Origin of the sequence: Corynebacterium axilliensis, from assembly GCF_046097495.1 — a bacterium.
In the GTDB taxonomy this organism is placed as follows: Bacteria; Actinomycetota; Actinomycetes; order Mycobacteriales; family Mycobacteriaceae; genus Corynebacterium.
On record NZ_CP175768.1, the window covers coordinates 294,732 to 313,842 of the forward strand.

Below are 19,111 nucleotides of genomic sequence, written 5' to 3' on the forward strand. Positions count from 1 at the left end.
TTAAAACGACGGCCTAGTGGAATCCACGCAGCCCGGCAGTATCACTGCACGGGCTGCTTTGTGGTTTTGCGGGTTTCACGTCCGGCGATTCTGGCGTGAAGGAGGCAAATCCTGCCTGCGGGATTAAGGTGAACGGCGTCTCTTCTCCTATCTCTTTCCGTATGGTATCTCCACGCGCTGAAAGGCTATCTCCGTGCCCCGCTTGTCACTTTTCCCTACACGTTCTTCAACCGCTTGCGCCCAGGCCACGCCTGGACCGCGCGGAGGAGCGAGTATCCGAAGTGCGCGTCGCTGAGCCGCGCACTTTCAGCCCGAAGACGTCTGGTGCCGCCGGTGGTAGCAGTACCGCCGGGACCGTCATCGGCATCATCGTCGCCATCCTAGCGGCGTTGGGGTTGGCCGCCACAGTCGCCCCGCAGACGGGAATCGATCTTTCCCAGTTTGGCTTGTAGCCCGTGAGCGAAAGTCTATACATAGATCTTAGAAACTTAGCGTTTCACGCTACCTCCGCGATCTGGTGCGGGGAGGGCCGCGGGCGCCCAACGCTACTGGGGTGGGGAGTTCATGTGGGCTCTCTGGAAGGGCGCAGGCGAGCGGATTCTTCGGAATTGCCTGGCAGTACCCTGTGTCATTACGGAGAGCGGGTAATTCTCCGGCAAAACTAGCCCCGCTAGAGGGAATAACATTCACTAACGCTAGCGCGGGTTGGTGGGTGGGTTTAACGTCAAAGGTGTCACCGAGTTGTCAACACAAGGAGTGCTGCCGTGCGCTACACCAACGGAAACTACGAAGCCTTTGCCCGCCCCCGAAAGCCAGAAGGCGCTGACGAGAAGACCGCGTGGATCCTCGGATCCGGTCTGGCAGGTCTTTCTGCCGCTGCCTTCCTCGTACGCGATGCCCAGGTCCCGGGAGAAAACATCCACATCCTCGAGCAGGCGAACATCGCCGGCGGAGCTCTCGACGGCATCAAGGAGCCGGAGGATGGCTTTGTCATCCGCGGCGGCCGTGAGATGGAGAACCACTTCGAGTGCCTGTGGGACCTATTCCGCTCCGTGCCGTCGCTGGAGATTGAGGACGCCAGCGTTCTCGATGAGTTCTACTGGCTCAACCTCGATGATCCCAACTACTCCCTGCAGCGCGCCACTGTGAACCGCGGCCAGGATGCGCAGACTGAGGGCAAGTTCACGCTGAGCCGCACGGCTCAGAAGGAGCTCATCAAGCTCTTCCTAGCTACGCGCGAAGAAATAGAAAATGTCCGCATCAACGAGTGGTTCACTAAGGATTTCCTGGAGTCCAACTTCTGGATGTACTGGCGCACGATGTTCGCCTTCGAAGAATGGCACTCCGCGCTGGAGATGAAGCTCTACGTCCACCGCTTCATTCACCACATCGTCGGCCTGCCGGACTTTTCCGCGCTCAAGTTCACCAAGTACAACCAGTACGAATCTCTCGTGCTGCCGCTGACGAAGTACCTGCAGGACCACGGCGTGCAGTTCGAGTACGGCACGCGTGTGACCGACGTGGACTTCCGCATCGCCGATGGCGAGAAGCAGGCTACCTACATCCACTGGGAAAAGAATGGTGAAGAGGGCGGGGTGGCCCTGACGGAAAACGACCTCGCCTTCCTCACCATCGGTTCCTTGGTGGAGAATTCCGATAACGGCAACCACCACCGCGCCGCCAAGCTCAACGAGGGCCCAGCCCCGGCGTGGGACCTCTGGCGCCGCATTGCCGCGAAGGATCCGTCCTTTGGCCGCCCCGACGTCTTTGGCAGCCACATCCCGGAGACTAAGTGGGAGTCCTGCACGGTGACCACGCTGGATGAGCGCATCCCGCGCTACATCGAGAAGATTGCCAAGCGCGATCCCTTCTCCGGCAAGGTGGTCACCGGCGGCATCGTCACCGCCCGTGACTCCAACTGGCTGATGTCCTGGACGGTCAACCGCCAGCCGCACTTCAAGAACCAGCCGGACGACCAGATCGTGGTGTGGGTCTACGCCCTCTACTCGGATAAGCCGGGCGACTACACGGGTAAGACCATCGAGGAATCCACCGGTGAGGAAATCACCCGTGAGTGGCTCTACCACCTGGGCGTGCCCGTCGATCAGATTGACGAGATGGCCGCCACAGGTGCGAAGGCCGTGCCTGTCATGATGCCGTACGTCACCGCCTTCTTCATGCCGCGCCAGGCCGGCGACCGCCCAGACGTCGTCCCGGAGGGCGCGAAGAACTTCGCGTTCATCGGCCAGTTTGCTGAGTCCGCGCAGCGTGACTGCATTTTCACCACGGAGTACTCGGTGCGCACCCCGATGGAGGCCGTCTACACGCTCATGGACCTCGAGCGCGGAGTGCCGGAGGTCTTCAACTCCACCTTCGACGTGCGCGCGCTTCTCGATGCCACCGTGCAGCTCCGCGACGGCCAAGCCCTCGGCTCCGGCCGCGATACCAAGGCGGGCCGCTTCATGCGCAAGCATTTCCTAGACAAGCTCGAAGACAACGAGATTGGCGAACTACTCCACGAGGCCGGCTTGCTCACGCCGCGCTCCTAGGTAGCATCGAGGGCTATGGGTGACAACGTTTACGTGCGCTATCTCAATGGCCCTCTCCAGTGGCTCGGCATCATCGTCGGCATCACTGTTGTGGCAGCGCTGGTACCGACGATGACCGATTCTAACTGGGCAGCTATTCTTTTCGGTGTGCTGGTCATCGCAGCAACGCTGGCCTGTATTGCCATGCGGGTTAAGCTCGTCGTGCGCGACGACGTCGTAACGGCATCTGTCTTGGGTGTTTTCAAGAAGACGATGCCGCTCGACGACATTTCCGGCGTGAGTGTCGGCCCAGAGACAGGGCTGAAAGAAGGCGCAGGCCCCCGTGTCGTCGATGGCGCGGCAGCCTATATCGTTTCAGGTCCCACCGTACGCATCGACTATGGTGCTAGCTCCTTTATCGCCTCGACGAAGAACCCAGAAGAAGTTGTTGCGGACATTCAGTCCCGCTTGGCGGCTTAAGCGGCAGGACGTGTTGGGGAGGGGGTAGCGCCCCTAATCTAGGCGATAAAAGGTATGAAAAAGTGCCCCTGACAGGGATCGAACCTGCGACCTTCGGTACCGGAAACCGATGCTCTAATCCGCTGAGCTACAGAGGCATAAGTGGCGAAATGCCAACGATGCGATTCTAGCGCATCGACGTGTGACCACAGAAATTGACACCCAGCAGCGGGGGCGGAGCCGCAAGGCCACGGCCCGCGTGTGCTGGGTGTCGCGCTTGCCTGGTGTTAGGCGGAGGCGTGCTCCTGGTCGAAGTAACCGGGGGCATCGGCCGTGTGGACCTCACCGGTGAGCAGGTAGTCCACCACAATCTGGTTCACGGCGTCGTTGCCCATGGCAAAGTGGCCGTGGCCCGGGCCGTGGACGGTGACCACGTGGGACTGCATCGGGTCAGACAGGCCGCGGTAGTAGGCGTACGGGGTCTGGGGGTCGCCGGTGGACTGAATCTGCAGCGGCTTGGTGGCCAGCTGCGCGCCGCTGACCTGTACCGGCTTCGTAATCGGGGCACGGCCGCCGCAGCCGACGCCAGAGGCGTACATGGAGTTAAACAGCGTGAAGGGGTCAACGGTGACGTAGTTGGCCCACAGGAAGGCCGGGATGCGCGTCGGATCCATCGGGGAGGTGTTCTCGTTGCACATGATGATGTTCTGCATGCTCTGGGTGTTCACCAAGGTCTGCAGCGCGGCTTCCTGGTCCGCTTCGCTAGCCTGCGGATCGACTGCGTTGAAGTCGAGAGGCTCGATGCCGCCGATGTGCTTGGCCATCGCGTCCCAGGCCTCTGGGCGCGGGACAACCTGGTCGCGCGTGACCTGGAGGGTGGGGGAGGTGGCCTGGATACCCTGCGGGTTGGATACCTTGCCTGCCAGGTGCTCGGCCTGCACACGCAGCTCGCCCGTGGCGGTCATGATGTTCGCGCCCGGCTGGCCGGCGAATTCCAGTCCTGGCGGGAGGTCACCAATCTCGGCGTCCGGCGGCAGGACAGTCGGGCGCACGCCAGCCTCGGCAGCGACAATCTGGGACCAGCGCTCGTAGGCCTTCAGCGGAGTCTTGCCGGCGTGGTAGATGTCATCGTTCTTCGCCACGAAGCTAAAGAAGTCATGCAGGGCGTTCTCGTAGCCGGCCTGCTGGGATGCGAAGATCTGGTTCCAGGCCATGCCCGGGTCCATGCCGGAGTCCAGCACCACCTTGTCGGTGTGCTGCGGGAAGAGAGTGGCGTAGGTGGAACCCAGGAAGGTGCCGTAGGACAGGCCGGCGATGTTAATGCGTTCATCGCCCAGCGCCTGGCGTACAACCTCCCAGTCGCGGGCGGTGTTCTCCGTGGTGAGGGAATCGGTATAGCCTGGGGTGTTCTTCTCACAGTTGTCGCGGGTCTCGGCCCCGGCCTGGGTCAGGCCCTCCAGCGGATTGCCGGAGGCTGCGGTTATGGAGCAGTTCAGCGCGCCGGAATCGCGCAGGCCGCGCGGCTGGACGCCGATGATGTCGAAGTTTTGCTGGATCTCTTCCGGCCAGTTGGCGTTGTTCACCCAGGCGTATGCATCGCCGTTCGGGCCGCCGGGGTTGGTAAACAGGCTGCCCTTGCGCTCGCCGGTGGCCTTGAGGCGGATGAAGCCGACGTCGATGGTGCCCTTGTCCGGTGCGTCGTAGTACGTCGGCGCGGTGACGTGGCCGCACTCGGCGCGCTCGTGGTCCACTCCTTCCGGGCACGGACCCCAGGAGATGGTGGGCTGATCGGCCTGCGCGGCGGGGGTGACGACGAGGCCGGCGGTCACGGCGATCGCCCCCAAAACGCGAGAAAGACGCATGGAATGAGACTCCTTCACTATCGAGATGGTACTCGTCTCATTCTATGCGCCGTGGGTGATGTATAACAGGACGTTACAGGGGCGGGTGCCCCCGAACGTCACGTTACTTAACAATCACCACAATCAGGTCACGCGGACCGTGCACGCCCTCCACACGGGTGAGCTCGATATCCGAGGTCGCGGACGGGCCGGAGATCCAGGTGGCCGGGCGGTCCGGGTTCATGCGGGAGACAACCTCCGGGATGCCGTACACAATCTGGTCCTTGCGGACGATGCAGATGTGGCGGTCTGGCACGAGGGTCAGGGCGCGGCGGCCGCAGACCTCGTCGGACTCGAGCACGATGGTGCCGGTCTGTGCGGAGGTGACGTGGGACTCGGTGACGACCGCGTCCACGTCGTTCAGCTCACGCGGATCCTTGTTCTTATCGTCCGGCGTGGCGGTGCCCTCGAAGCCATCCAGCAGGCCGGTGTCCAGGCCCGGTGCGTAGACGAGGGTGGAGCAGCCGCGGTCCTTCAGGATGTCCACGATGGTGCTGTTCAGGCCGGCCTCATCGGTGACGTGCACGTCGGCGCGGTAGTCCACCAGGCGGTCCACCAGCATCTCGCGCAGCTCCTCAGCGTTGAGCGTGCCTTCGTGCTGGTATTCGCGCGGAACCTCTACGTGGTCCGGCAGGCCCGCCTGCTTCTGGGCGGAGGCAATACGGTTGAGGATTTCCTCTTTTGCGGTGGTCACTTGATGCCTTCCTTCTTGGCTTGGGCAAGGAGTTCTTGAGCTTCGTCAGATTCGAACCACTGGCGGAAGGACTTCTTCGGCGGCACAGCGGTGTCGCGCACATCCGACCAGCCGGACATGAACAGCGGCAGCTTGTCCATCACGCCATTGAAGCCGCCGAGCACGCGGCCCAGCGCCACCATGTGGGTGACCTGGTTCCACATCTTCGGGTTAGACCACAGCAGCTCAATGACCTTGAAAAGCTTCTGCTCAACCGGCGGGGTGGCGTGGGTGACCTTCTGGTGGCGGTTCTCCAAGATGACCTGGGACAGCGGGATGCGGACCGGGCAGACCTCGTCGCAGCGGCCGCACAGGGAGCAGGCGTAGGGCAGGCTTGCCGACGGATCGTTGTGGTCCTTCATACCCGTCAGCTGCGGCGTCAGGGAGATTCCAATCGGGCCCGGGTAGACGGAGCCGTAGGCGTGGCCGCCGGCGCGCTCGTAGACCGGGCAGACGTTGAGGCACGCCGAGCAGCGAATGCACTTCAGGGCCTGGTGGCCGATGGGGGAGGACAGGGCGGCGGTACGGCCGTTGTCGATGAGAACTAGGTGGAAGTTCTGCGGGCCATCGCCCTCGGTCACACCGGACCACATGGAGGTGTACGGGTTCATGCGCTCTGCCGTGGAGGAACGCGGCAGCAGCTGCAGGAAGACCTCGAGATCCTGGAAAGTCGGCACGAGCTTCTCAATGCCCATGACGGTAATGAGGGTCTCCGGCAAGGTCAGGCACATACGGCCGTTGCCCTCAGACTCCACGATGTTGATGGTGCCGGTCTCTGCCACGCCGAAGTTGGCGCCGGAGATGGCCACCTTGGCCTTCATGAACTGCTCGCGCAGGAACTGGCGGGAGGCCTCAGCCAGCTCTGCCGGCTCTGCCTTCAGGGAGTCATCCGTGTTCGGCATCTTGTTGACAAAGATGTCACGGATTTCCGCGCGGTTGCGGTGGATAGCTGGAACCAGAATGTGGGATGGGCGGTCCTCACCGAGCTGGACAATGAGCTCAGCCAGGTCGGTCTCCTGGGCGTGAATACCAGCGGCCTCGAGGTGCTCGTTAAGGCCCATCTCCTGGGTGGCCATGGACTTGACCTTGATGACGTCGGTCTCGCCGGTTTCCTTGATGAGGCCTTCGATGATCTCGTTGGCCTCCTTTGCGTCGCGTGCCCAGTGGACGATGCCGCCGCGCTGGGTAACCTGCTCCTCAAACTGCAGGAGGAGCTCGCCCATGCGGGACGCAACGTCCTCCTTGAGGGCGGAACCGGCGTCACGCAGCTGCTCCCAGTCCGGGGTCTCGTCCACGGCGTGCTGGCGCTTGTCACGGATGGAGGTGGTGGCGTGGTGCAGGTTGTGGCGCTGGGTGGAGTTGTTCAGGCCCACGTGTGCCAGCGGCACGAATGCCTTAGAACCGCGCAGGTTGCCGTAGCCTTCCGGGGCGCGGGGCGGGGTGGTATCGAGGAAGGAAGTCATTAGAGCATCTTCTCCTTGGAGTAGGCCGCGGAGGTCGGGGTCCACGGGTGTTCCTTGGTGGAGGCGAGGATTTCCGCCATGTGGATGGCGCGCACACCGGAACGCTGACGGGACAGGGCGCCGCCGATGTTCATCAGGCAGGAGGAGTCACCGCCGGTGACGTACTCCGCGTCGGTCTCGCGGACGTGGCGGGTCTTATCGCCCACCATGGCCTGGGACACCTCGGCGTTCTTAACGGCGAAGGTGCCGCCGAAGCCACAGCACTCCTCAGAGTTCTGCAGCGGGACGAGGTCGATTCCCTCGACCTCCTTGAGCAGCTGGTACGGACGGTCACCGAGCTTGAGGAAGCGCAGACCGTGGCAGGAGGAGTGGTAGGTGACGCGGTGCGGGAAGAACGCACCAACGTTGGTCACGCCGGCAACGTCCACGAGAAATTCCGGCAGATCCAGCGTCTTCTCAGAAGCCTTCTTGGCGCCGTCAACGTCTGCGGAGGAGCCAAAGCGGTCGGCCACGCGCACGTGTTGCTCACGGACGGCGCCGACGCAGGAGCCGGAGGCTGCAACTACGTAGTCGATGGACGGGTCAGCGAAGGCATCCGCGTAGCTGCGGATCATTCCCAGGGTTTCCTTCTGGTAGCCAGTGTTGATGTGCATCTGGCCGCAGCAGGTCTGCTGCTCTGGGAAGACGACCTCGTGTCCCAGGCGGGACAAGACGAGGGCCGTGGCCTTGTGAGCATCGGGGAACAGCGAGTCGCCGATACACGTAGAAAACAATGCTATTCGCATTAGTGTGCGCTCCTTTTCTGACCCACGTGCTCGCGCTTCCCTGCGGCGAGGGAGCGCAAGCGCGACGGACATTTTCCTATGGGTGTGGAGATGAGCCTACCGTGTAAAACACGGAATATCGATGTAAAAAACAGCTCCTACCTGGCGCTTTAACGCAACACTAATGTTGCAAAATTTCTCACGTGCATTAATGACGAGACAACTGAGTCAAGTAACAACGAAGCCCCCAGAACGGGCCGGTAAATGACCCGAATCTGGGGGTGAGTTGTGGGAAAACCTACGCAACTGTCGGAAAGTTGGAAGGAAAGATGTTAGGGGCCAGTTCTAGGGAACCAAGAATCCCAACACGTTGGTCATGAGGAAGACAATGACACAGACCACGGCCAAGAAGGCCACGGAGTAGCCCACCACAGACTTGAGGATGCGGGATTCCTCGCCTTCCATCTTCACCGCGGTGGCAGCGATGGCCAGGGACTGCGGGGAGATCATCTTGCCCACCACGCCGCCGGAGGTGTTTGCAGCCAGCATGAGGTCGGGGTTGACACCAATTCGGTCGGCGGCTGTGACCTGCAGGTTGGCAAACAGGGCGTTGGCGGAGGTGTCGGAGCCGGTCACGGCGGTACCGATCCAGCCCAGCACCGGGGAGAAGAGCGCGAAGATGCCGCCCACGGAGGCCACCAGCTGGCCGATGGAAATGGTCTGGCCGGAGTAGTTCATGGTGTACGCTAGGGCCAGAACCAAAATAATGGTGAGCGCGGAGAACTTCATGCGGTTGACTACCTCGCCGAATTTGGCCACTGGTGCGGAGGCTTCCAGCTTGTAGCGGCCGTTCTCGTTGAATGCCATGTAAACAGCTGCAACGATGATGCCGGAGATGAGAAGCAAGGTGCCCGGGTTGCCCAAGACGTTGAACTTGAAAGCGGTGTCCATGGCGTTGCCGTCGGCGTCGATAATCGTGCCGTCGAGAAGCGGCCACGGGTTGTTGATCTTAATGAAACCGAAGATGGCAGGCCATGCGGTGGCCACGGCGAAGACGGCGGTGACAACGGCGTAGGGCAGCAGGGCCATCCAGATGCGGCGGCCGTTGAGGTCGGTGACCTCTTCCTGAGCGGGCAGCTCCATGCGCTCGCGCAGGCTGTCAACGCCCTTGGGCTTCCACACACGCAGGAAGAGCACGCCCGCGCCCAGGGACACGATGCAGGCCACCACGTTGGTGAGCTGGTAGGCAAAGAAGGTGGCGGCAGCCCACTGCGCGATGGCGAAGGACACGCCGATGACCGCGGCGGCCGGGGCGGCTTCCTTGACACCGCGCATGCCGTCGAGGATGAAGAGGATGAAGAACGGCACCACGGCGGCGATGAGCAGCACCTGCAGGGAGATAAGACCCGCGATGTCGCCGGTCTGCTCGGCGGTGCGCCCGCCCACGGAACCAGCGGTGGTCACCGGGATGCCCACCGCGCCGAAGGCCACGGGGGCGGTATTGGCAATCAGTACCGTGGTCGCTGCCTTAAGCGGCTTCATACCCAGGGCCAGGATCATCGTGGCGGTAATGGCCACCGGGGCGCCGAAGCCGGCAAGAGCCTCCAGCAGGCCGCCGAAGCAGAAGGCGATAAGGATGGCCTGGATGCGGATATCGCCATCGCCCAGCAGGTCGAAGGTCTTGCGCAGGTCGTTGAAACGACCGGAGGCCACCGTCACCTCGTAGAACCAGATGGCGGTGATGATGACCCAGACGATGGGGAAGAGGCCGAAGAGTCCACCGCGCAGCGCCGAGTTCACAGCCATGCCGGTGGGCATGCCCATGCCTAGGATGGCAACGGCCAGGGCAACGATGAGCGCTACGGCACCCGAGGTGTGGGCGCGGGCCTTGAAGCCCAGTAGCATGATGAAGAACGCAATGAGCGGCAGGGTGGAGACCGCTGCGGTCAGCCCGCCACTGCCGGCGATGGCGTCGGTAGTGATGTGAAATGTAGACATATAACTCGCTTCTAACTCGCTACAGTGAGTACGTGAAAACTACTGAGAACTGCGATGCAGATAGTGAGTTTAGGGTAAAGGGTCACACCCCGATGTGCCGCATCGATCACGTAGCGGGGGCAAGTGACGCCCCTAACGTGCAGCCAGTCGGGTGCGCAGCCTGCGCCCTGACGGTGCTTCCGAAGCGAGGGGACGATAGACTTTGGCCCTATGAATCCTGAAGATCTTTCCGTCCTGATTAAAGAGACCGCGGCCGCTGTGCTTGACCAGCACGAGCTGGACGCCTCCGTGCTGCCGGAGACCGTGACCGTTGAGCGCCCGCGCAATCCGGAGCACGGTGACTACGCCACCAACCTGGCCCTCCAGGTGGCCAAGAAGGCCGGCACCCAGCCGCGTGAGCTGGCGCAATGGCTTGCCGACGCCCTCGCGGGCAACGACGCCATTGAGGAGGCCTCCATCGCCGGACCGGGATTCCTCAACATCCGCCTCGCCGCGGCCGCCCAGGGCGCAATTGTCTCCCAGGTCCTTAACGCCGGCGAGGAGTTTGGCCGCAACGCTACGTACGCCGGGAAGAAGATCAACCTGGAGTTCGTCTCCGCGAACCCGACGGGCCCCATCCACCTGGGCGGCACCCGCTGGGCCGCGGTGGGTGATTCCTTGGGCCGCGTCCTCGAGGCCTCCGGCGCGGACGTTACCCGCGAGTACTACTTCAACGACCACGGCGGGCAGATCGATCGCTTCGCGCGTTCCCTGGTGGCCGCCGCCAAGGGCGAGCCCACCCCGGAGGACGGCTACGGCGGAGATTACATCAAGGACATCGCCCAGGCGGTGGTGGAGAAGAATCCGGGGGCCCTCGAGGGGAGCGACGCCGAGGTGCAGGAGAACTTCCGCGCCGTTGGCGTGGAGATGATGTTCGCCCAGATCAAGGAGTCCCTCCACGAGTTCGGCGTGGACTTCGACGTCTACTTCCACGAGAACTCCCTGTTCGAATCCGGCGCGGTGGACAAGGCCATCCAGACCCTCAAGGACAACGGCAAGCTGTACGAATCCGAGGGCGCGTGGTGGCTGAAGTCCACTGAGTACGGCGACGACAAGGACCGCGTGGTCATCAAGTCCGACGGCAACGCGGCCTATATCGCGGGCGACATTGCCTACGTGGCCGATAAGTTCGACCGCGGTCACGACCTGGCTATCTACATGCTCGGCGCGGATCACCACGGCTATATCGCCCGCCTCCGCGCCTCCGCGCAAGCGCTGGGCTATGACCCGGAGGCCGTCGAGGTGCTCATCGGCCAGATGGTGAACCTGCTGCGCGACGGCCAGGCGGTCAAGATGTCCAAGCGCGCGGGCACCGTTATTACCTTGGATGACCTGGTGGAGGCCATCGGCGTGGACGGCGCGCGCTACTCGCTGGTGCGTTCCTCGGTGGATTCCAGCCTGGACATCGATCTGGGCCTGTGGGCCTCCCAGTCCGCGGATAACCCGGTGTACTACGTGCAGTACGGCCACGCCCGCATCTGCTCCATCTTGCGCAAGGCAACGGAGCTGGGGCTGGATACCGCCGCGCTTGCCGACGCCTCACTGGACCTCCTCACCCACGACAAGGAGGGCGACCTTATCCGCACCCTGGGTGAGTTCCCCGAGGTCGTGGCCACCGCGGCCACCCTGCGTGAGCCGCACCGTATCGCTCGCTACGCCGAGGATCTGGCGGCTGTGTTCCACCGCTTCTACGACCAGTGCCAGGTCCTGCCGAAGGCGGACGAGGAGACCGAGCCCATCCACCTGGCTCGCCTGGCGCTGGCCAGCGCTACCCGCCAGGTCATGGCCAATGCCTTGACCATGGTGGGAGTGAGCACCCCGGAGAAGATGTAGGTCGCGCGACTATGGCTGATTTCAATTCTCTTCCCTCTCACGTCTGGCCGCGCAACGCCGCGCGCGGCGCAGACGGTGCGGTAACCATCGCCGGCGTTAGCCTCTCTGAGCTGGCGGAGGAATACGGCACCCCGCTCTACGTCTTCGATGAGCAGGACTTCCGCTCACGCTGCCGCGACATGGCCAAGGCCTTCGGCGGCCCGGAGCACGTGCACTACGCCTCCAAGGCGTTCATTACCAAGCGCATCGTGCGGTGGGTCGACGAAGAGGGCCTGTGCCTCGACGTCGCCTCCCTTAACGAGGCTAAGCTCGCGCTCGCCGCGGGTTTCCCGCCCGAGCGCATGACCGCCCACGGCAACAACAAGGAGGACGAGTACCTCCAACTGTGCGTGGACAACGGCATCGCCCACGTGGTCTTGGACAACGAGGAGGAGCTCACCCGCCTTAACGGCATCGCCGCTGCGGCCGGTCGCGTGCAGCCGGTGATGATCCGCGTCAAGCCCGGCGTGGACGCCCACACGCACGAGTTCATCGCCACCTCGCACGAGGATCAGAAGTTCGGCATCTCGCTGTCCACGGGTGCGGCCTTCACCGCGGCGCAGCGCGCGCTCGAGGCGGCGAACCTCTCGCTGGTGGGCCTGCACTGCCACGTCGGCTCCTCGGTCTTCAACGCCGAGGGCTTCAAGCTTGCCGCGGAGCGCGTGCTGAGCCTCTATAAGCGCATCCACTCCGAGCTCGGCGTGGCCTTGGAGGAGCTGGATCTGGGCGGCGGCTTCGGCATCCCCTACATGGAGTACGAAGAGGCGCTGGATGTTGCCTCGCTCGCGGCCGACCTGCTGGAGGCGGTGGAACGCACCGCCCGCGAGCTCGACATCACCCCGCCGTTCGTGCTGGTGGAACCGGGCCGCTCCCTGGTTGGCGCCTCCGCGGTGACCGTCTACCGCGTGGGCACAGTCAAGGATGTGGAGACCGGCAAGGCGGATCTGCCCATTCGCCGCTACCTGTCGGTGGACGGCGGCATGTCCGACAACATCCGCCCGGCTCTTTACGACTCGGATTACGACGTGCGCGTGGTCAACCGCCGCACTCAGGGCGAGCCGGTAGATTCGCGCATCGTGGGTTTCCACTGCGAATCCGGCGACATCCTGGTTAACGAGCGCCGCTTCCCGTCCGATATCACCACCGGAGACCTCTTGGCATTCGCCACCACGGGCGCCTACCAGTACATGATGGCCTCGCGCTACAACGGCGCGCTGCGCCCGGCGGTAGTGTCCGTGCGCGACGGCAAGCACCAGCTCATGCTGCGCCGGGAGACGGTGCAGGACCTGCTCGCGTTGGACGTCGATTAGCGCTGCGGCGCCATTTCATTCAGCCTCAACTGTGAGATGGTGCCGGTCGCGGGCCTTCCGCGCCTCCCCATGGCCTCCCCACGTAGAAATAGACAGCTCGTTCTGTATAGTGATGGTCTGTACCGCACCAACAACACGCAACTTGTGAGGAAACCATGACGACGAACCACACCGGAAAGCCTGAGGGCGAGCCCGTAGGAATCGCACTGCTCGGATTCGGCACCGTGGGGGCAGAGGTCTTCCGCCTGCTGGGGGAGAACGCTGACGCCTTCGCGCACCGCATCGGCGGACCCGCGGAGATTCGCGGCGTGGCCGTCCACAATAAGAACAAGTTGCGCCCGGGGGTGCCGAAGGAGCTGCTCACGGACGACGCCAAGGCGCTCGTCCTGCGCGATGACATCGACCTCGTCGTGGAGGTCATCGGCGGCATCGACTTCCCGCGCGAGCTCGTGCTCGCCGCGCTGAACGCCGGTAAGTCCGTGGTCACCGCCAACAAGGCGCTGGTGGCCGCCCACGCGGACGAGCTCGCGGAGGCGGCGGACCGCGCAGGCGTGGACCTGTACTTCGAGGCGGCGGTGGCCGCCGCCATCCCCGTGGTGGGCATGCTGCGCCGCTCCCTGGCCGGTGATCAGATCCAGCGCATCTCTGGCATCGTCAACGGCACCACCAACTTCATCCTGGACGCCATGGAGTCCACCGGCGCGTCCTATGAGGATGCGCTGGCAGAAGCCACCCGCCTGGGCTACGCGGAGGCCGACCCGACCGCGGACGTGGAGGGCCACGACGCCGCCTCCAAGGCCGCCATCCTGGCCTCCCTGGGCTTCTACACCCGCCTGACCTTCGACGACGTTTACTGCGAGGGTATCTCCAAGGTCACCGCGGCCGATATCAAGGCCGCGAACCAGGCTGGGTACTCCATCAAGCTGCTGGCCATCTGTGAGCGCCTCACGGACGCAGAGACCGGGCAGGAATCCGTCAACGCCCGCGTGCACCCGACGCTGGTGCCCAAGGACCACCCGCTGGCCTCTGTTAGCGAGTCCTACAACGCTATCTTCGTCGAGGCGGAGGCCGCCGGCTCGCTGATGTTCTACGGCAACGGCGCGGGCGGCAACCCGACGGCGTCGGCAGTATTGGGCGATGTCGTGGGTGCGGCCCGCAACATCGTGCACGGCGGCCGCGCCCCGGGGGAGAACACCTACGCTAACCTGCCCATCGCGGAGTTTGGCGCGGTGGAGACCCGCTACCACGTGGACATGGAGGTTGATGATCGCACCGGCGTGCTCTCCGCCATCTCCGGTGTCTTCGCCCGCCACGGCGTCTCCCTGCGCACCGTCCGCCAGGAGGACGGAGAGCAGACCGCGCGGCTTATCGTGGTCACCCACGCTGCGAAGGAAGCAGTGCTGGAGGATATCGTCGCTGAACTGGGCGCGCTCGACGAGGTCAAGGCTGTCCACTCCGTCATCCGCTTGGGCGATTAGGCCAGAAGGCTAGACCGGATGATGAGGCCCGATAAGGTGTAAAGCATGAGCATTGACATCGAACTAGGCACCCAAGTCACAGTCAAGGTCCCGGCCTCCTCGGCCAACTTGGGACCGGGCTACGACACCCTGGGCATCGCCCTGTCCCTCTACGACACCGTGGAGGTCGAGGTAATCAAGTCTGGACTGGAGGTGGAGATCTTCGGCGAAGGCGCCGATGAGCTCCCGCGCGATGGTTCGCACTTGGTGGTCAAGGCCATTCGGTCTGCGCTCAAGGCCGCGGATGCCTCCGTGACCGGCCTGCGCGTGGTGTGCAACAACACCATCCCGCAGTCGCGCGGCCTGGGCTCCTCGGCCTCCGCTGCGGTGGCAGGCGTGGCCGCGGGCAACGCGCTGGCCGGCTCCCCGCTGTCGGGCGCGCAGCTGGTGCAGCTGTCCTCGGCCTTTGAGGGCCACCCGGACAATGCCGCGGCGTCGGTGCTGGGCAACGCGGTGGTCTCGTGGACCACGGTGCCTGTCGACGGCCACTCGCTGCCCGAATACCGTGCCGCCACCCTGGACGTGCATCCCTCGATCAAGGCCACGGCCCTAGTCCCGAATTTCCACGCCTCGACGCAGGCCGTGCGCCGCGTGCTGCCGTCGCACGTCACCCACGCCGATGCTGCCTTTAACGTCTCCCGCACCGCGGTCAACGTGGCGGCGTTGACCTCGTACCCGGAGCTGCTGTGGGAGGGCACCCGCGATCGCCTGCACCAGCCTTATCGCGCCGACGTTCTGCCGGTGACGGCGGAGTGGGTCAACCGCCTGCGCAACCGGGGCTACGCCGCATACCTTTCCGGTGCGGGTCCGACGGTCATGGTGCTGCACACCGAGGAGATTGAGGAATCCATCCTCGATGACGCCCGCGAGCAGGGCCTGAAGGTGCTCGAGCTCAGCGTCGCCGGGCCGGTCACCGCGGAGCGCGGCTAGTCCGGCTAGCGCAGTTAGCCGGCCTTTTCCACGTTGATCCGGCACACGCCGTTGCCGGACTTCGGAATGAGCTTGAGGCTGAGGCGCCCGCCGGCGTCGGCAGCAGATTGCTCCAGGTAGCCATCGTGGATGGCGCAGACGAAGGGGGAGGGCTCCACGCCGGCCGTGACGAACGGGCAGGCGTGCAGCTCGACGTCGGTGCGCCCCTCCTTGGTGAACTGGTCAATGGAAGTCACCGGGTCAAAGCCCATATCGCGCATCGTCCGATAGAGCGGGGCGAGCGCCTCGGCGCTGTGGCCGCTGGATGCGGATTTGGCCCAGGTGCGGCCGATTTCCCGGGCCTGCTCGGACGCGTAGTCATCGAGCTGGTCCTTGTCCGCCAGCATCTTCGCCAGCACGCTGATGAGCGTGACGTATTCCTCCGCCACCGAGCGATTATCCGGCACGCGCACCTGGAAGATGAGGGAAGGCCGCCCGCGCCCGTGGGCCGGGGCGGTGATGACGCGGACCGCACCCGCGTGGACCAGCTCATCGAGGTGGCCGCGCGCAGTATTGACGTGCATGCCCATCTCCTCAGCGATGTCCGCGGCCCGTGCTCCCTGCGGGAAGTCCTGCAGAACGGAGAGGACCTCGCTCTGCTTAGGGGAGAGCTTCATCGTGTCAGGGAAGAGCTCCGTGGATGAGCGGGGGCTATGCGTAGATGGTGTGGACATGGACGGTGGCTCCTTGCGTAGTGCTACAAAGATTCTACATCGCGTGCGCTGATTTTCTACTACTCAACCGCCAGTAGGAGCTAGGATTTATCTCACTACGTGCGCAAATACTGTGGATTAAGTACGGGGATAGACGCTCAGCGCGGCCCCGTCGAGGCACACCGCGACGCGTTCGCCGGGCGCCATGCCGCCCGCCGGCTGGCCCGCTGTGACCCGCTGTCCGTCAATCTCTAACAGGGTTTCAGCTCCCAAATCTGCTAGTACGGTGGCGTTCAGCTCGCCCTGGGGCTCACAGTGCAGGGCGCTGTAGGTAAAGGCAGCCCAGTGCTCACCGTTGCGGTCGGGGGAGAAGTCCTCTCCGCGCAGGTGGCCGCGCAGTAGGTTCATGCCCGCGAGTTGGGCCACAAAGCGTGAGGTGGGCCGGCTCAGCATTCGCTCCGCAGGGCCCTGGGAGACTACCTCGCCGGCGTCCATGACCGCGATGTCGTCCGCCAGCGCGGTGAGGTCCACGCGGCTGTGGGTGACGATGATAGTGGTGCGCTCAGGAGCGGCCAGCCGCAGTAGGTGGCGCCACCGGGCAGCAGAGGCGACGTCCATGGCGGCGAAGGGCTCGTCCACCACCAGCACCTCCGGGCGCGCCGCGAGGGCGCGCAGCAGGGCCACCTGCGCCGCCTGGCCACCGGAAAGCTCGGAGACGTGCCCGAGCTCCTGTAGGCCAGCGGCGCGCAGCAGGTTCTCGGTGCGCTGTGCGTCCTTGGTCACCATGGTCAGCGCCTGCCGCACGGTGGCGGTGGGTGGCAGGCCGGGGTTCTGGGTGAGCATGACGACGCGCTCGGCGTTGGTCTGCGCCCCGCGCAGGCGCCCGCTAATAAAGCGCATGAGTGTGGTCTTGCCCGCTCCGTTGGGGCCGACCACCGCGGTGACGCGTCCGCCGCGGAAGGTGGTGCTGGCTTCCCCCACGGTAACGGTCAGCTCACGGGGCGAAACGTGCGGGGCGGTCGCCGCGCGGAGTGCGGCCGCGTCCAACGGCTGCACCGAGCGCACCGCCTGCCCGCGGCGTCGCCGCAGCAGCAGGGGTAGTCCGGCCACGGCGAGGGTGAGGATAGCTATCCCGATCAGGAGTGCGGAGAGGGCGTAGGCGTTCTCTGCGCTGACTTCGCGCTCGAGGTAGATGCCGCTGGGCATGGTTCGGGTAATGCCGGGCAGGGACCCGGCGAAGGTGATGGTGGTGCCGAATTCTCCCAGGGAACGGGCAAAGGCCAGCGCGCCGCCGGTGAGCACGGCCGGCAGGATGGCCGGCAGGATGATGTGCCGCAAGATGGGGCCTGGGCCCAGGCCGACGCTGCGGGCGCTGGCCACCACCTCAGCGTCGAGCTGCCGCAGCGCCGAATCCACCGCCACCACCACGAAAGGCAGCGTGACGAAGAGGTGTGCGGCCACCACGCCAGGAAAGGCGAAGGCGACGTGGGCGCCTAGCTGTTCCAGTACCGGACCCAGCAGGCCGCGGCGCCCCAGCAGTGCGGTCAGTGCTAGACCACCCACCACGGGTGGCATGGCCAGGGGCAGGTAGACCACGAGCCGGACCAGGTGAGAGACCCGCCGCAGCTGTTGGAGCCACAGCGCCAGGCAGGTGCCTAAGCAGGTAGAGAGGACGGTTGAAATGACCGCCGCGCTGAGCGTGGTGCGGAGCAGATCGTGGGTCTCGGGCGCGGAGAGAGTTTCCGACAGGTGTGCCCAGGGCACCCGCATCCCCAGGGCAAGCACCGGGGCGAGGATGTAGACAGCGGCGAGCACGCCGGCGGCGATGACTCCCCATGGCATTCGCGGGCGCTGCTCGCGCAAGACTACCGGCGCCATTTAGTGCTCCGGCCTAAAGCCGAACTTCTCCCACGAGGCGTCGAAGTCGGACTCAAGGAGGGAGAGGACTTGTTCGGCTTCCTCGTGCTGCGATGAATCGGCCACCACGGCGCCCATGACCTCGTTGCGGAAGTCCTCCGCGTGATCGAGCGGGATGGCTTCGACGTCGTCGCTGGCGGCGGCGTCGGTGGAGTAGACCCAGCCGGCGTCCGCCTCGCCGGAAGCGACCTTTCCCAGGACGTCCGCTACCTGTGCTTCCAGGGAGGAGGCCTGAAGATCCCAGCCATTGGCGTCCATGATGCGCGTGGAGATAGCCCCGCACGGCACGCTGGGATCGCACAGAACTAGGCGTGCTGAGGGATCGAGGTCGGCGGCAGATTTGATGCCCGCCGGGTTGCCCTTCGGCACCACCATGACCATGACGTTGGTGGCCAGCGTCACGGGAGCGTCCACGCTACCGGCATCCGTGGCTGCCTCCATGGTCTCGCGCGAGGCGGTCAGCAGCAGGTCCGCCGGTGCGCCTTCGTTGACCTGGTGCACCAGGGCGGAGGACCCGCCGTTATTGAATGCCAGAGGGGTAGCGGAGGCGGACTCTAGTTCGCTGTTCAGCACGCGCGTGGAGGAGGCTGCAAAGACCTGCAACGGTTCTTCGGAGTGGGACGCACAGCCGGTCAGCGTTAACGCGGCGGCGAGAACTGGGGCAGCGAATCTAAAACGGCGCATGCCCCGATACTTTACGGTGCCGCTAGGCGGTGCGCGTAAATTTAATGTGGACTTCTTGTGGCTCCCGCTTGAGGTACTCGCGCTCGAAGCTCTCCTCGCGCTGGTCTACTTCCTTGAGCAGCGGGAGCGGATCGTGCGGGGCAATGAGGATCATCGATTCGCCCACGTTGAGCGTGCCCAGCGCGCCATGGATGGCACCGTGGCGCACCGCATGCGGGATTTCGGAGGCGTTGAGGGTGGGGATGTCGCGGCCCTTGGCGGCGTCGAAAAGCGGCAGGTTCATTGGTGTACATACCTTTCGTGT

Annotated in this window: 16 protein-coding genes and 1 tRNA gene; 7 read left to right on the forward strand and 10 right to left on the reverse strand. The window is 64.5% G+C overall.

Annotated elements, in window-relative coordinates; genetic code table 11:
- The first annotated feature begins 281 nt into the window (after positions 1-281).
- From ACKFR8_RS01460 to ACKFR8_RS01470, 3 genes are all read left to right on the forward strand, one after another.
- Positions 282-452: a hypothetical protein gene (locus tag ACKFR8_RS01460; protein ID WP_408930394.1), complete on the forward strand. Its 171-nt coding sequence runs from the start codon at positions 282-284 to the stop codon at positions 450-452.
- A 312-nt stretch (positions 453-764) separates the two neighbouring features.
- Positions 765-2,549 carry an oleate hydratase gene (locus ACKFR8_RS01465; RefSeq protein WP_408930395.1) on the forward strand — a complete coding sequence of 595 codons (1,785 nt, stop codon included), beginning with the start codon at positions 765-767 and terminating at the stop codon, positions 2,547-2,549.
- 15 nt (positions 2,550-2,564) lie between these two features.
- Complete coding sequence (locus tag ACKFR8_RS01470) at positions 2,565-3,008, forward strand: hypothetical protein (protein ID WP_408930396.1); 444 nt, start codon at positions 2,565-2,567, stop codon at positions 3,006-3,008.
- 63 nt (positions 3,009-3,071) lie between these two features.
- On the opposite strand, the gene ACKFR8_RS01475 is transcribed toward ACKFR8_RS01470, so the two are convergent.
- From ACKFR8_RS01475 to ACKFR8_RS01500, 6 genes are all read right to left on the reverse strand, one after another.
- A tRNA-Arg gene (locus tag ACKFR8_RS01475) sits at positions 3,072-3,145 on the reverse strand.
- Between the two features lie 129 nt (positions 3,146-3,274).
- Positions 3,275-4,849, reverse strand: a complete 1,575-nt coding sequence (locus ACKFR8_RS01480) for an alpha/beta fold hydrolase (RefSeq protein ID WP_408930397.1) — start codon at positions 4,847-4,849, stop codon at positions 3,275-3,277.
- Positions 4,850-4,952: 103 nt separating this feature from the next.
- Positions 4,953-5,582 (reverse strand): LutC/YkgG family protein, encoded by a 630-nt coding sequence (locus ACKFR8_RS01485; RefSeq protein WP_408930398.1) that lies wholly within the window; start codon positions 5,580-5,582, stop codon positions 4,953-4,955.
- Entirely contained in the window at positions 5,579-7,084 is a 1,506-nt protein-coding gene (locus ACKFR8_RS01490; RefSeq protein WP_296133125.1) for a LutB/LldF family L-lactate oxidation iron-sulfur protein, read from the reverse strand. Before ACKFR8_RS01490 ends, ACKFR8_RS01485 begins: the two co-directional genes overlap by 4 nt.
- A complete protein-coding gene (locus ACKFR8_RS01495) occupies positions 7,084-7,869 on the reverse strand; it encodes a (Fe-S)-binding protein (RefSeq protein WP_296133124.1) in 786 nt (261 codons plus the stop codon). Before ACKFR8_RS01495 ends, ACKFR8_RS01490 begins: the two co-directional genes overlap by 1 nt.
- A gap of 324 nt (positions 7,870-8,193) precedes the next feature.
- Positions 8,194-9,846: an L-lactate permease gene (locus ACKFR8_RS01500; RefSeq protein WP_296133123.1), complete on the reverse strand. Its 1,653-nt coding sequence runs from the start codon at positions 9,844-9,846 to the stop codon at positions 8,194-8,196.
- A 210-nt stretch (positions 9,847-10,056) separates the two neighbouring features.
- Between ACKFR8_RS01500 and argS the strand changes: the two genes are divergently transcribed.
- The 4 genes from argS to thrB all read left to right on the forward strand — a co-directional run bounded on the left by argS (position 10,057) and on the right by thrB (position 15,514).
- Positions 10,057-11,718 carry an arginine--tRNA ligase gene (gene argS, locus ACKFR8_RS01505; RefSeq protein ID WP_408930399.1) on the forward strand — a complete coding sequence of 554 codons (1,662 nt, stop codon included), beginning with the start codon at positions 10,057-10,059 and terminating at the stop codon, positions 11,716-11,718.
- An 11-nt stretch (positions 11,719-11,729) separates the two neighbouring features.
- On the forward strand, positions 11,730-13,067 hold the full coding sequence (gene lysA / locus ACKFR8_RS01510; RefSeq protein ID WP_408930400.1) for a diaminopimelate decarboxylase: 1,338 nt from the start codon (positions 11,730-11,732) through the stop codon (positions 13,065-13,067).
- A gap of 155 nt (positions 13,068-13,222) precedes the next feature.
- Positions 13,223-14,545 (forward strand): homoserine dehydrogenase, encoded by a 1,323-nt coding sequence (locus tag ACKFR8_RS01515; protein ID WP_408930401.1) that lies wholly within the window; start codon positions 13,223-13,225, stop codon positions 14,543-14,545.
- A gap of 45 nt (positions 14,546-14,590) precedes the next feature.
- Complete coding sequence (thrB, locus tag ACKFR8_RS01520; RefSeq protein ID WP_408930402.1) at positions 14,591-15,514, forward strand: homoserine kinase; 924 nt, start codon at positions 14,591-14,593, stop codon at positions 15,512-15,514.
- 14 nt (positions 15,515-15,528) lie between these two features.
- Here thrB and ACKFR8_RS01525 read toward each other — a convergent pair whose 3' ends face one another.
- The 4 genes from ACKFR8_RS01525 to ACKFR8_RS01540 all read right to left on the reverse strand — a co-directional run bounded on the left by ACKFR8_RS01525 (position 15,529) and on the right by ACKFR8_RS01540 (position 19,090).
- Positions 15,529-16,227, reverse strand: coding sequence for a helix-turn-helix transcriptional regulator (locus ACKFR8_RS01525; protein WP_408930403.1), 699 nt, complete (start codon positions 16,225-16,227; stop codon positions 15,529-15,531).
- A 117-nt stretch (positions 16,228-16,344) separates the two neighbouring features.
- A complete protein-coding gene (locus tag ACKFR8_RS01530) occupies positions 16,345-18,084 on the reverse strand; it encodes an ATP-binding cassette domain-containing protein (RefSeq protein WP_408930404.1) in 1,740 nt (579 codons plus the stop codon).
- Positions 18,085-18,807: a molybdate ABC transporter substrate-binding protein gene (gene modA, locus ACKFR8_RS01535; RefSeq protein WP_408930405.1), complete on the reverse strand. Its 723-nt coding sequence runs from the start codon at positions 18,805-18,807 to the stop codon at positions 18,085-18,087.
- Between the two features lie 22 nt (positions 18,808-18,829).
- Positions 18,830-19,090, reverse strand: a complete 261-nt coding sequence (locus ACKFR8_RS01540) for a DUF2249 domain-containing protein (RefSeq protein WP_408930406.1) — start codon at positions 19,088-19,090, stop codon at positions 18,830-18,832.
- Positions 19,091-19,111 lie beyond the last annotated feature (21 nt).